We start from the raw sequence: 12,655 nt of genomic DNA on the forward strand, positions 1-12,655 counted from the left end.
CGGACTACTGGCGTGGCCACCGACCCACCGATCGATAGCGATGACACGCACTGGTCCGTCGACAGCATGCTTACACCGGAAAATAGTATCGAACGCCGTCCTCGAGCGTCGATTCGATACGCCCCTCCGTCTCGAGGTGAGAGAGCATGCCGACCGTTTCGACGAGCAAGCGTTCGATATCGTGCGTCCGTCCCGTTCGTTCGTACGCGAGGTCGAACGCCGTCGTGCCGTTCGCCGAAACTGCATCGACGGTCTCCTCGAGACGCGCCTCGATATCTGCGATCGATCGCGCGACCATGGCGTCGTACTCGGCGTGTACCGGGCCGTGGCCGGGATAGACGCGATCGACGACGGACGACGTGAGGCGGTGTAACGACTCGAGGAAGGTCGTGACCGATTCGCGAACGCCGTCGTCGAAGTTGACGAGCAGCGCCGGCGCGCGAAACGGTTCCATCGCGACGTCGCCGGAGAACAGCGCACGCTCGCCGTCGAGTTCCGTTCGGTAGCAGTACTGCGAGACGTGATGGCCCGGCGCGTGGATCGGCTCGACTGTAAGCGGGCCGACGTCGACGGGCGTGCCGTGGTCGAGCCAGACGTCGACCGCCTCGAGGGGCAGTAGCTCCCGGATGGTTCGATGAAATCCGACGAGGCGGTCGGCTGCAGTGTCGAGTACGTCCTCGCCGACGCCGGCCTCGACGAGGTTCGTCCGGGTCGCCGTCGCAATCGTCTCTACGTCTCGTTGGAATCGCTCTGCGATCTGTCGTGGCGCGTACACGGTCGGCGATCCGTTCTCGAGTAGCGTCCGAACCTGTCCGATGTGGTCTCTGTGTGCGTGGGTGAGCAAGAGGTGATCGACGTCGAGGTTGTGCCGAGAGGTGGCTAAGCCGGCGGAAAGCTCACTTCTGGCGTCGTCGCCGGGCATCCCCGCGTCGACGAGGACCGTTTCGTCACCCTCGAGGAGGTATGCCGCCGCGTGTCCCGGGGGCCATTCGACCGTAAACTCGAATCGATGCACCCGTCGCTCGATCCCACTCGCGGGCGTTCGATCGGAATCTGCCATGAACTGTCGTTTGCGAGCCGGATATATAAGCGCTCGCTGCCGATTTCGAATCAGGACGACGCGAGTCCGTCTCGCTTACGCAAGTCGAGACGGCGGACCTTGCCCGTCGATGTCTTCGGAAGTTCGTCGGCAAACTCGATCTCACGGGGGTACTGGTACTTCGCCAGCCGTGAGCGGACGTGGTCTTGGAGTGTCTCTCGCATCGAATCGGACGCGTCGGCGTCGTCGGTGAGCACCACGAACGCTTTGGGGATTTCTCCCCGCGTTTCGTGGGGCACGCCGATAACGCCCGAGGAAGCAACCGCGTCGTGTTCGGCCAGACACTCCTCGATTTCCGTCGGGCCGATCTTGTAGCCGGAACTGATGATGACGTCGTCAGTTCGACTCCGAAAGGAGAGGTAGCCGTCCTCAGAGAGCACGCCCAGATCCTCGGTTCGCAACCAGCCGTCTTGCACCTTTTCGGCGGTCGCGTCCGGACGCTTCCAGTAGCCATCGAAGCACATCGGGTTGCCGTCGTACTCGAGTGCAATCTCACCGACTTCCCCGCGCGCTACGGGTTCGCCGGTTTCGGGATCCTGAATCCGGACGGTGTGTCCGGGGGCGACCTTGCCCATCTTACCGAATTCGTGGTCGACCCCGAGTGCCGTGCAGTCGGCGACGAACTGCAAGGCCTCTGTCTGCCCGTACACCTCGTGTACGACGGCGTTCTCGAAAACGTCGGTCAATCGCGTTGCCGTGTCTCGATCGAGGGCCTCGCCACCCTGAACGATGACGCGAACGCTCGAGAGATCGAACCGATCGGCACTGTCCGACTGGATCAACAGCCGAAGCGCGGTCGCCGGGCCACCGGTCGTCGTCACGTCGAACCGATCGATCAGTTCGAACTCCCGCGCCGGATCGAATTCGCCGCCCGCGTCGATAACCGTCGGCGTTCCGAAGTACAGCGCCGGGTACAGGCTGAGGTACAGCGATCCGATCCACGACCACTCGACGACGGTTCGGTTGACGTCGTCCTCGCGCACCTGCAGGTTGTACTGACCGAGCAACACCGCCGGCAGCGCGCCCAGCATGCTGCGGTGGGGATGTACCACGCCCTTCGGGTTCCCCGTCGTCCCGCTCGTGTAGAGCATCATCGCCGGATCGTCGGCCGGCGTCGAAACGGTCTCGAACGTCGATGGCTGCCCCTCGAGTGCATCCCAGAACGCCGTCTCCTCGTCGGTCGGTGACTCGTCACCGACGACGAGCGTAGTTTCGAGCGCCCCGATATCGGGGGCAACGGTCCGAAGCGCCTCGAGACTATCGTCGTGGGCGACGAATGCCACTGTCTCGCTGTCCTCAAGGCGAAACGACAGCGCATCCGGGCCGAGGAGGACGCTCAACGGAACCGAGACGGCACCGAGTTTCCACGCTGCGATGTGAGTGACGAGCGTTTCGACTCGCTGTGCCCCGCTGACAGCAATCCGGTCCCCGCGTTCGATCCCGCGATCGGCGAACGCCTGTGCAAGCTGGTTCGCGTCCGCCTCGAGCTGGTCGAAACTGTATCGAGTTCTCGAGTCGGCGCTCGAGGCGTCGAACAGCGCGGGACGGGCCTCGCCGGTCGCCCACCGTTCACAGAGGGACGTCGCCATGTTGAACGTCTCGGGAATCTCCCACTCGAAGGACTCGTACAGTTCCTCGTAGTCGTCCCACTCTTCGCGATAGAACCGGTAGGCATCCACGCGTGGCTCGATATCACTATCGTCTATCATATGTACCCGCAGAGAGGTGAACTTCCGTGTTAAACATTCTCATCGCTCACAGAATAGAAACGTTCGTTTAACGGGGATGAATACGACCGAGATTTCCGAAAGGGGAACTGTTATTATGGTAGACAGTATCTCACGAGATGGTATGGATTTAGGTATTACCGATAGGACTGCGGTCGTCACCGGCGGTGGCGGTCGAATTGGCGGTGAAGACTGTCGCAAGCTCGCCGAGGAAGGCGTCAACGTCGTCCCATTAGACGTCGACGAAGACGGGGCCGCGCAAGTAGCCGAGGAGATTAACGAAACCGCAGGCGGCGGCAACGCCATGGCAGTCGCGTGTGACCTCACGGATCGAGCCGACGTGAGCGAATCGATCGGCGAGGTTAGAGACGAGTTCGGCGGCGTCGACATCCTCGTGAACAACGCAGCGATGGTCGACGCGAGAGCACGTATCGGTGACTTCGAGGACGATGTCTGGGACCGCGACGTCGAGATCAACCTCACCGGAACCTACAATATCAGCAAGGAAGTCTTCCCCAAGATGTGCGAGCGCGGGTGGGGTCGCGTCATCAATATGTCGTCGATGGCCGGCTGGTACGGCGGGTTCGGTCAGTTCTCCTACTCGGCAACGAAAGCAGCGATGATCGGTGTCGGAAAGACGATGGCCCTCGAGGGCGCACAGGCAGGCGTCACCTCGAACGTCATCGCACCGAACATCGTCGTCGGCGAGTGGTCTGATATGGATCCTGACGAACTACGGGAGAACGTCGACCCCTACTTCGCGCGAATCGCCGAGGCGACACCGATGCGCGCACTGGGGAGTGAAGCCGACGTTGCCGACATGATCACCTACCTCAGTTCGGAACAGGCCGGTTACGTCACAGGCCAAGTTATCGGCGTGACCGGCGGCGTCGACCTCTTTTCCTTCTGAATTTTCCTAGTGCGCCCTGGTTTTATATTAATTGTTGGAGTCGGTTAGTCGACCAGAACACCTATCGTGTTAGTCATTGCCGTACATAGTGTCATGGGCAAACACACCATTCCAGACATCACGCGTCGGCGGGTATTACAGACCGGGGCCGTCGCAACCGGCATTGGGATTTCCGGTTGTCTCGGCGGAGGCGGTGATACGCTACAGTACATGGGACGTGGCGGTGCAACCCAGGATGCATTCAGAGACATCTTGACCGAGTGGGAGGACGAAAACGACGTCGACGTCCAACACATGGAGGTCGCAGACGACACGGAAATGCTCAGCGTCCTCGAAGGAAATCCCGGCGATATCGACTTCTGCAATCCGTCGCCAAACGGGTTCGCTCAATTTCGCGAGGCGGACGTCCTCGCGGACCTCGATTACGGAGAGATACCGAACTACGACAACATCGACGAATCGTGGCACGACGCCCCGTTCCTCGAGGACCACGAGGACGGCGTCTACCGGTACATCTCGACGCAGGGTCTCGCGTACAACACGGAGGAGGTCGACGAGTTCGACTCTTGGGACGAGATCGAACAGGAAGAGTACGAGGGGCAGATCTCGCTCTTCGCCGGACCGGATGCGCGCTTCGCCAACGCCGCGGCCGCCGCGGGCGAAGACATCAACGAAATCGAGGACGACGACGTCTTCGATGCAATTATCGAGAAGGTCGAGGACCAACACGAGAACGTCTTCCAGTACTGGGAGTCGGGCGACCAACACATGCAATTTCTTCGTGAAGAACAAGCGGTAATCTCCTCGGCCTGGGGCGGCCGGGTCCTCTCGTTACAGGCTGACGACTATCCGATCGAGTACTTCATCCCAGAGGAAGGAGCCGTCACGCACAGCGAAGGATACGCGATCCCCGAAGATAGCGAGAACGAGGAAAGGGTACACGAACTCCTCAACTGGCTCTACGAGCGGGACAACCTCGTCGAGCTATCGACGAACATCGACTACCCGATTCCGATCGAAGATCCGCCGGAGGAGATCACCGCATTGCCGGACTACACGGAACACCCGGACGACCTCACGTGGATCGACTGGGATGTCGTGTTACCAATGCAAGAAGAAATGGCACAGGCTTTCGACGAAATCCGTGGCGGCTAGGCCGTCGACCGCGACGATACCGTTTTTAGCCGAGAGTACGTCACACTACGAGAGTACCGGCGAGTCGGCACAGCCGTACCGTAGTTACCGTATCGCGTCCGCGTCCCGAAGTTCCTCGAGTTCCGCGTCCGAGTATCCCACCGCTGAGAGCACGGAATCAGTGTGTTCGCCCTGCGCCGGGAGGGTTTCGCCCGCCCCCGCTGGCGCTTCGCTCGAGCGAGCGGGGAAGCCGATCCGCGACGGGGCGTTCTCGGGTCGCTCGATCATCCCTCGTGCCTCGAGTTGTGGGTGTTCGACCATCTCCGCGGGCGTGTAGATCCCGCCAAAGGCCGCGTCGACGTCGCCGAGCGCGTCCTCCCACTCCTCGCGAGTCCGTTCGGCGAACAGGTCCTCTAGTTCCTGGCGTACCGTCGCGAACGTCTCCGGGTCGTGGTCGTCGTGAGCGTCGATGAGGTGTTCTTCGTCGACCGCTTCGCAGAAGGCCCGCCAGAACTTCGGCTCGAGCGCGGCGAGCGTGACCCATTTGCCGTCTGCCGTCGCGTAGCTGTCGTACCACGGGAACTTCCCCGAGAGCGCGGTCTCACCGGGACGCGGTTCGGCCGAATCACCACTCAGCGCCTGATACGCGACCGACTGCGAAAACGAGGCGACGACGTCGCTCATCGCGACATCGATGTACTCACCGTTGGTGTTACCGAGTTCGCGCGATAGCAACGCTTCGGTGATCGCGAACGCGGAGAACAGTCCGCCGCTCATATCTCCGATCGGGTACCCAGGCATCTGGGGTTTATCCGAGGGCGATTCTCGGGTCATATCGAGCAATCCGGCCAACCCGACGTAGTTCAGATCGTGGCCCGCTCGGTCCGACCACGGCCCCTCCTGTCCGTACCCGGTCAGCGAACAGTAGATCAGGTCCTCGTTGTACGAACACAGCGTCTCGTAATCGATGCCGAGCCGGTCGACGACGCCGGGACGAAACTGCTCGAAGACGACGTCGGCCGATTCCACGAGCCGGTAGAAGGCCTCCGTTCCATCGTCGGACTTGAGATCGATCGAGACGCTCTTCTTCCCTCGATTGACCATCTCGAAGATGGCGCCGACATCCCGCTCGGAGCGAGGCTGGCCGTGTCGAGCGTAGTCACCGGCACCAGTGTCTTCGACTTTGAGTACTTCAGCGCCGGAATCGGCGAGCAGTTGGGTCGCGTACGGGCCCGGAAGCAAGCGTGTGAGGTCGAGTATACGTACTCCGTCGAGTTGCATAGTGTACGATACACGTTGACTCACTTCAATAATAGGGTTCGGAACGGGGCGGATCCCGAATTACCCGAACGGCTTAGCGGCCCTTGAACTCCGGCTCGTAGTCGTCTTCGGCGAACGCTCGAGCGCCTTCTTTGTGATCTTCAGTTGCCAGTAGCGGCTCGAACACCTTATTGTCGTAATCGATCCCCTCCTTGAGCGACGTCTGAGTGGAAATGCGGGCAGAGTTTTTGATCGTCTGGATCGCGAGCGGTGGTTTCGAGGCGATTTTTTCCGCAAATTTCTGTGTCGCCTCGTCTAGATCGTCTGGAACGCGGTTGACGATGCCGAGTTCGTCAGCACGGGTCGCACTGATGTGATCTCCGGTCATCGCGATCTCTTTGGCCGCGGCGGGACCGGCCAGTTCGGAAATATACTGGACGCCACCGGCTCCGGGGATGATACCCAGGTCGACTTCTGGAAGCCCGAGGCGTGCATCCTCGTCCGCGAACCGGAAGTCACAGGCCATCGCCGTCTCGAGTCCGCCGCCGAGACAGTAGCCCTCGATCTTCGCGATAACCGGCACCGGGAAGTCCATAATGAACTGGTAGTGTGTGCGTTCGGGGCTGCCACCGGGAGAGGCATCCTCGAACTCGGTGATGTCGGCGCCGGCACAGAAGTTCCCCGCCGCACCGCTGACGACGACCACTCGGAGCGCGATTTCGTCGTCGTTTTGCTCTTCTAGCAGTCGAAGGCTTTCGACGATGTCCTCGCGGAGTTGTCCGCTCAGCGCGTTGAGCGCGTCCGGTCGGTTCAACGTTACTCGTCCAACGCCGGTGTCTTCGTCGAATTCCACTGTCGTGGTGTCAAATGATTCCTGCATACACGCTCAGGTTCACATGAGAATACATAACTATGGCGGTGGGTGACACACGTATACCTTTATACGACTCGTCTACGACCATACTGTCGTATGACAGAACGAGACGTCTTTCTGCCAGTCGGCGCACAGCCGACGCTCGATGCGCTCGTCGATCAGGCGATCACCGCGGAAGCGCTTGGATACGACCGAGCGTGGTTTCCGGAATCGTGGGGTCGAGACGCCGTGACGGCGATCGCCACGACCGCAGAACGAACCGACGAGATCGGCCTCGGAACGAGTATCGTCAACGTCTACTCGCGCTCGCCGGCACTGCTGGGCCAGACTGCAGCGACGTTGCAGGAGGCCACTGACGGTCGATTCCGCCTCGGCGTTGGCCCGAGCGGGCCGATCGTCATCGAGAACTGGCATGGACAGGAGTTCGGGAATCCGCTCAGGCGAACACGGGAGACGATCGACATCGTCAAGCAGGTTCTGACCGGCGAACCCGTGCAGTACGACGGCGAGTACTTCGATCTGAACGGGTTCAGACTGCGGTGTGACGCGCCCGACCCGGCCCCGCCGATCGACGCAGCGGCGCTCGGCCCGAAAGCGGTCGAACTGGTCGGACGCTTCGCCGACGGCTGGCACGCGGTCAACTACACCAGAGGCGGTGTCGAAGAGCGACTCGAGGACCTCGAACGCGGTGCCGAACTGGGTGATCGCGATCCGGAGGACATTCGTGTTACGCTGTCGGTCGGGTGCTGTGCACTCGAGGACCCCGAGCGGGCGAACGAACTCGTCTCACAGCATATCGCCTTCTACATCGGCGGCATGGGGACGTTCTACCGGGACAACCTCGTTCGGCAAGGCTACGAGGACCTCGCTCACGAAATCCACGACGCCTGGCAAGAAGACGAACGCGACCACGCGGTCGACCTCGTCCAGTCCGAACTTCGCGAGCAGATGGGGGCTGCCGGCACGCCGGCGGACGCTCGAGACCAACTCGAGAGGTTCGAGTCGATCGACGGCGTCGACGCGGTTTACGTTTCGTTCCCGCGTGGTGCGACGACGGACGAAATTCACGAGACGATGACAGCACTCGCACCGTAGCGGGACATGGCTCGTGGTGTCATGCCAACAGTGCTATAGCTAGCAGTGATCTTTATATGGGTATTTCGACAATAGTGTAGCTGGTAATGGCGAAATCAGTAGATAGTAATCCGGGTGTCTCTTTCGGAGTAGCCCAGGAAACGGAACTCATCTTGCAGAGTATCGATGACTTCATCGAACAAGAGGTGCAGCCGATCGCCGACGACTTGGGCGAAACGGTGACCAACCCACGTCTCGGCCACGAACCGAACGGTCGCTTAACTGACGAGGTCGTCGAAGCTCACCAGGAAATACGGCGCAAGAGCGCGGAGGCTGGGTTCTACGCGATGAATATGCCCACGGACGTCGGCGGAGAGGATGTCTCTGCGATTACCTGGTATCGAGCGAACAAACACGTCGCGAAATCCGACGTCCCGCTATCGACGAACGTACTCGCCGGGCCGGAAGGGCCGAAGCCACTGCTGGCTCAGGCCGAGGGCGAACAGGTCGAGAAGTACCTCAAACCGGCAATGCGCGGCGAGAAGTCGACGGCGTTTGGACAGACCGAACCGGGCGTGGGATCTGACTCGCCGAACATGGAAACTCGCGCCGAGAAAGACGGCGACGAGTGGGTACTCAATGGGACGAAACAATGGATCACGAACGCGCCCTACGCCGACTTTATCCAAGTGTTCGCACGGACCTCCCCACAGGAGGAAGCCGGCAGGCACGGAGGCATCACGTGCTTTATCGTCGAACCTGACGAGTACGATATCGGATCGCTAAACAACGCCGTCGGGGCGGAAGGAGTGCAGGCTGAAGTTCACTTCGACGACGTTCGACTCTCCGAAGACCGCGTGCTCGGCAACGTCGATTCTGCCTTCTACGACGCCATGTCGTTTCTGGGCCTCGGTCGGGTGGAGATCGGCGCAACGGCGGTCGGCCACGCCGAGTGGCTGCTCGACAAGGCAACGGAGTACGCCAACAGTCGAGAGGCCTTCGACGAAAACATCGGCAAGTACCAAGCCGTCTCACACAAGATCGCCCGCGGACGAGCAAACGCGTTCGCAGCCGATACTGTCGGCCTCAAGTGCGCGTGGATGCTCGATCAGGGTGAGCAGGCGATTTCCGAGTCGTCGATCCTCAAGTGGTTCGCGACCAATACCGTCTGGGACATCGCCGACGACGTGGTTCAGATTCACGGAGCCAACGGACTGGCCGAGGAGAACCCGTACATGGACCACCTCCATCGTGCTCGCATCCAGCGGATCGTCGAGGGAACCGACGAAATTCAGCTCAACACGATTGCAAAGCAATACGGCGTAGAAACGTAATCAGGACTCCCAGCCAACCATCTCGCCCGCTTCATCCTCGAGAGGCGCTTTGAGCACTTTTCCGGTCGGATTTCGCGGTAACGACTCGAGAAATACGAACTCTCTCGGTTTTTTGTAATCCGCGAGTCGCTCGCCAACGTAGCGCTGTAGTTCGTCGGCCGAGGGCTCCCCTCCGTCGATGGGGACGATTGCGGCCTTGATGCGTTCCCCCCACGTATCGTCCGGTGTCCCGACGATCGCTACCTCGTCGACGGCCGGATGTTCGTGAAGCGTCTCTTCGATTTCGGCCGGGTAGACGTTCTCGCCGCCGGTAATGATCATGTTATCGGCGCGGCCGACGAACTCGACGAACCCGTCTTCGTCCTGTCGGACCAGATCGCCCGAGACGAAAAATCCCTCGTCGTCGAAGGTTTCCTCGGTCCGCTCTGGCATTCCGTAGTAGCCGTTGAACATCGTCGGGCCGCGATAGCAGACCTGCCCGATCTCACCGGGTTCGACTTCTTCGCGAGTTTTCGGATCGATTACCTTGAAGAGGACGTTGAGAACCGGTTTGCCGACGCTGTCCGGATGGTCGAGCGCCTGACTCGGCTGGAGAAGCGTCGTCGTCGGTGCCATCTCGGTCTGTCCGAACGCCTCCTGTAAGTCGGCGTCGAAGGCCTCCGAGATCGTCTCTTTGAGTTCTCTCCCCGACGGTGCAGCGCCGATTCCAAACTCTTCGAACGCCGAAAGGTCGTAGTCTTCGAACCCGTCGACTGCCAACAGCGCTCGAGCCATCATCGGGACGAAGAAACCGGCGGTCACCGCCTCCTCCTCGATCACGTCCATGACTCGGTTCGGTTCGAACCCGTCCATCAGGACGGTCGTCGCACCCGCGTAGTAGTTGTTGACGAACATTCCGAATGCGGCGATGTGAAACAGCGGCGTTACGATCAGGCCGCGTCCGTCGACGTTGACGTCGCGTCCCTCGAGGGCCTTCTCGACGATCCCGTTGACCGTCATCTGGATGATGTTGTCGTGGGTGAGCAGACAGCCCTTCGGGTCGCCGGTCGTCCCCGAGGTGTACATCAACATCGCCTCGTCGACTCGAGAGGAGACGATTTCGATGGAGTTGGTGCCGGACTGTTCACGGAAGTCGACGTAATCGTCGGCGTAGTCGGGTCGGTCTTTCCCGTAGAACAGCGTCTCATCCGGCATCGCTGGGTCGGTTGAAATTTCGTCGACGATGTCTACAGCGTGATCGTCGAAGAAGAGCAACTCCGCGTTGGAGTCTTCGAGGACGTACCGTACCTCGTCGGCCTGAAACCGGTGGTTGATGGGCACCGGCAACGCGCCGATTCGCATGGCACCGAGGTACATCTCGAGCGTCGGGATCGAGTTCACCGTGTAGACGGCGACGTTGTCGCCTCGTTCGATGCCGCGTCGTCGCAGCCCGTTTGCGACCTGATTGATCCGTTTGTCGAACGTGGCGTTTGTGATGGCAGTTCGACCCCCCTCGACGGGTGTCAGTACGATCGCTTCCTTTTCGGGGAACTTGTACGCGTTTCGCTCCGCGAGCCAGCTCAGCGTCAACCCTTGCATGGTACTTCCAAACACGGGTTTCATCATAGGCATTACGGTCAATACAACGCGCTCGAGTCGACCGCTGGAAGGCGTTCAGGAACCGTCCTATCCGTCGGTCCGAGCGAGAGGACGATCGCTGGCGGTTTCGCGATATCGGTCCGCGCGGGCCTGCGTTCGCTGCTCGCGTTTCCGACAGGCGTCTTCGGACATCATGTCCTGGCTCCACTCGATTCCCGAGTCAGTCTCGAGCGTGACGGACTCGACGCCCTCGAGTGAGCCGACTCGATCCTCGACTTCGTCGATAAAAAACGGGATCTGCATGCAAAACGGCGTCGTCAGGTGCATCGAGACGGTGACGTGGCCACCGTCGATATCGATTTCCTCGATTAGTCCCATCGAGACGATGCTCAGATCGGTTCCGTTAGCCGCGCTGCACGGGTCGACGATCTCGTCGAGTCGCTCGAGAATCCGATCGTCGTCCATCAGGCCACCTCCTCGGGGACGGCCGTCGTCGAGTACGGGTCGGCGAGTCCGTTGTCGGCTCGATACCGAGCGAACTCGTCGTCCGTGATCCGCGACTTCGCCTCGTCGATATCCAGTCCGATGAGGTCGGCGTAGTTCTCTCCCAGAATCTTTCGTTTGTGCTCGTCGGTAATCTGTGGAAGTTCGCCCATCGCACTCGTGTTCTTCCGAACGTCGTCCGGGAACTCGAAGTCACGAAACGCCTCGAGTTGCGGTTTCGGGTGAACGGACATCGCACCTGAACTCCAGAACAGTCGATCCATCCCGTCCTCGCCGAGCATGCTGATCAGTTCGGCAAGTATTTCGGCGAATCGGCGCTCGTTGCCGAGCAAGATCGGCGGTATTCCCTCCAGATTGACGTAGACGTTCGGGAATCGTGCCAGTTGCCAGGCGGTTTCCTCGGTAAACGCGAACCCGCCGTGGACGATGCTGAACGTGAGGTCCGGAAAACTCTCGGCGGCGACGTCGACGTCCCGCGGGTGGTACGGTCCGCGAGGCACCGGGCCGAACGGAATCGCCTTGTGGATGTCGATGAGGTCGATACCGAGGTCGGCCGCCTTTTCGAATACCGGAAACGCCACGTCGGGGTCGCCCATGCTCCACCCCTCGTGATGGTCCGCACTCCAGTGGGAGGGATAGAGTTTGACGCCGATCGGATCGAAGGCGTCGACTTGCTCCTCGAGCGTCTCCTCCCACCCGTCTCGGAGCGGGTCGACGGCGGCGTACGATCGGAATCGGTCGGGCCACCGGTCGACGACGGTACCGGCTTTCTCGTTGGCGACGAGGCCGTCGTGAAACGCGTACATCGGGACGGGATGAAACGTCGACATATCCGTATAGCTCTCCCGGAACAGCATGTTCGCCGTCTCCTCGACGCCCCAGTCCCGAACGAACGCCTCGGGCTCGAGACGGTACTCCTCGGTCATGATCCCGTCGACGGTGCCGTAGAGCATCTCCGTGATGCCTTCGGCGTGTTGCTCGTTCCGATAGTTCGAGGGGGCCATGTTGTAGGCGTGCGTAATGGAGTCGTAGATGAACGTCTCCTCGAGGTCTAGCATAGCCACACCTCCAATTCGTTGCGTCCATTCCGTTCGATCGGCACTCCAACAGAACCATTGTTATTAGTTACCATACAACACCACCCACCACGTCGCCCGTCAA

General features: G+C 60.7%; 11 protein-coding genes. 4 read left to right on the top strand and 7 right to left on the bottom strand.

Annotation, left to right across the window (positions count from 1 at the left end):
• Positions 1 to 70: 70 nt before the first annotated feature.
• Both BB347_RS11485 and BB347_RS11490 read right to left on the bottom strand, forming a co-directional pair.
• The gene (locus tag BB347_RS11485) at positions 71 to 1,060 is read right to left on the bottom strand and encodes an MBL fold metallo-hydrolase (protein WP_076581558.1); all 990 of its coding nucleotides are present in this window, start codon (positions 1,058 to 1,060) and stop codon (positions 71 to 73) included.
• Positions 1,061 to 1,110: 50 nt separating this feature from the next.
• A complete protein-coding gene (locus BB347_RS11490) occupies positions 1,111 to 2,808 on the bottom strand; it encodes an acyl-CoA synthetase (protein ID WP_076581560.1) in 1,698 nt (565 codons plus the stop codon).
• Between the two features lie 142 nt (positions 2,809 to 2,950).
• On the opposite strand from BB347_RS11490, the gene BB347_RS11495 reads away from it, so the two are divergent.
• Entirely contained in the window at positions 2,951 to 3,736 is a 786-nt protein-coding gene (locus BB347_RS11495; RefSeq protein WP_076581561.1) for an SDR family NAD(P)-dependent oxidoreductase, read from the top strand.
• 93 nt (positions 3,737 to 3,829) lie between these two features.
• The gene (locus BB347_RS11500; RefSeq protein WP_236995947.1) at positions 3,830 to 4,891 is read left to right on the top strand and encodes an ABC transporter substrate-binding protein; all 1,062 of its coding nucleotides are present in this window, start codon (positions 3,830 to 3,832) and stop codon (positions 4,889 to 4,891) included.
• An 84-nt stretch (positions 4,892 to 4,975) separates the two neighbouring features.
• Here BB347_RS11500 and BB347_RS11505 read toward each other — a convergent pair whose 3' ends face one another.
• Together BB347_RS11505 and BB347_RS11510 are read right to left on the bottom strand one after the other, a co-directional pair.
• The gene (locus BB347_RS11505; protein ID WP_076581563.1) at positions 4,976 to 6,151 is read right to left on the bottom strand and encodes a CaiB/BaiF CoA transferase family protein; all 1,176 of its coding nucleotides are present in this window, start codon (positions 6,149 to 6,151) and stop codon (positions 4,976 to 4,978) included.
• Positions 6,152 to 6,224: 73 nt separating this feature from the next.
• The gene (locus BB347_RS11510) at positions 6,225 to 7,010 is read right to left on the bottom strand and encodes an enoyl-CoA hydratase/isomerase family protein (protein ID WP_076581564.1); all 786 of its coding nucleotides are present in this window, start codon (positions 7,008 to 7,010) and stop codon (positions 6,225 to 6,227) included.
• Between the two features lie 90 nt (positions 7,011 to 7,100).
• Here BB347_RS11510 and BB347_RS11515 point away from each other — a divergent pair, with 90 nt between their 5' ends.
• Both BB347_RS11515 and BB347_RS11520 read left to right on the top strand, forming a co-directional pair.
• Positions 7,101 to 8,099 carry a TIGR04024 family LLM class F420-dependent oxidoreductase gene (locus BB347_RS11515; RefSeq protein WP_076581566.1) on the top strand — a complete coding sequence of 333 codons (999 nt, stop codon included), beginning with the start codon at positions 7,101 to 7,103 and terminating at the stop codon, positions 8,097 to 8,099.
• An 86-nt stretch (positions 8,100 to 8,185) separates the two neighbouring features.
• On the top strand, positions 8,186 to 9,412 hold the full coding sequence (locus BB347_RS11520; RefSeq protein WP_076581568.1) for an acyl-CoA dehydrogenase family protein: 1,227 nt from the start codon (positions 8,186 to 8,188) through the stop codon (positions 9,410 to 9,412).
• Here the strand turns inward: BB347_RS11520 and BB347_RS11525 are convergent, their stop codons facing one another.
• The 3 genes from BB347_RS11525 to BB347_RS11535 all read right to left on the bottom strand — a co-directional run bounded on the left by BB347_RS11525 (position 9,413) and on the right by BB347_RS11535 (position 12,552).
• Positions 9,413 to 10,990, bottom strand: a complete 1,578-nt coding sequence (locus tag BB347_RS11525; protein ID WP_076581569.1) for a class I adenylate-forming enzyme family protein — start codon at positions 10,988 to 10,990, stop codon at positions 9,413 to 9,415. It abuts the gene before it with no gap.
• Positions 10,991 to 11,077: 87 nt separating this feature from the next.
• A complete protein-coding gene (locus BB347_RS11530; RefSeq protein WP_076581571.1) occupies positions 11,078 to 11,455 on the bottom strand; it encodes a metal-sulfur cluster assembly factor in 378 nt (125 codons plus the stop codon).
• Complete coding sequence (locus BB347_RS11535; protein ID WP_076581573.1) at positions 11,455 to 12,552, bottom strand: amidohydrolase family protein; 1,098 nt, start codon at positions 12,550 to 12,552, stop codon at positions 11,455 to 11,457. The genes BB347_RS11530 and BB347_RS11535 overlap by 1 nt, the downstream gene beginning before the upstream one ends.
• Positions 12,553 to 12,655 lie beyond the last annotated feature (103 nt).

The organism is Natronorubrum daqingense, assembly GCF_001971705.1.
GTDB classification, from domain to species: domain Archaea; phylum Halobacteriota; class Halobacteria; order Halobacteriales; family Natrialbaceae; genus Natronorubrum; species Natronorubrum daqingense.

Bases quoted from the DNA above. Each gene is read 5' to 3' on its own strand.
- BB347_RS11530 (WP_076581571.1), bottom strand. From the start codon at position 11,455: ATGGACGACGATCGGATTCTCGAGCGACTCGACGAGATCGTCGACCCG.
- BB347_RS11535 (WP_076581573.1), bottom strand. From the start codon at position 12,552: ATGCTAGACCTCGAGGAGACGTTCATCTACGACTCCATTACGCACGCC.
- BB347_RS11490 (WP_076581560.1), bottom strand. From the start codon at position 2,808: ATGATAGACGATAGTGATATCGAGCCACGCGTGGATGCCTACCGGTTC.
- BB347_RS11520 (WP_076581568.1), top strand. From the start codon at position 8,186: ATGGCGAAATCAGTAGATAGTAATCCGGGTGTCTCTTTCGGAGTAGCC.
- BB347_RS11505 (WP_076581563.1), bottom strand. From the start codon at position 6,151: ATGCAACTCGACGGAGTACGTATACTCGACCTCACACGCTTGCTTCCG.
- BB347_RS11525 (WP_076581569.1), bottom strand. From the start codon at position 10,990: ATGCAAGGGTTGACGCTGAGCTGGCTCGCGGAGCGAAACGCGTACAAG.
- BB347_RS11500 (WP_236995947.1), top strand. From the start codon at position 3,830: ATGGGCAAACACACCATTCCAGACATCACGCGTCGGCGGGTATTACAG.
- BB347_RS11510 (WP_076581564.1), bottom strand. From the start codon at position 7,010: ATGCAGGAATCATTTGACACCACGACAGTGGAATTCGACGAAGACACC.
- BB347_RS11495 (WP_076581561.1), top strand. From the start codon at position 2,951: ATGGATTTAGGTATTACCGATAGGACTGCGGTCGTCACCGGCGGTGGC.
- BB347_RS11485 (WP_076581558.1), bottom strand. From the start codon at position 1,060: ATGGCAGATTCCGATCGAACGCCCGCGAGTGGGATCGAGCGACGGGTG.
- BB347_RS11515 (WP_076581566.1), top strand. From the start codon at position 7,101: ATGACAGAACGAGACGTCTTTCTGCCAGTCGGCGCACAGCCGACGCTC.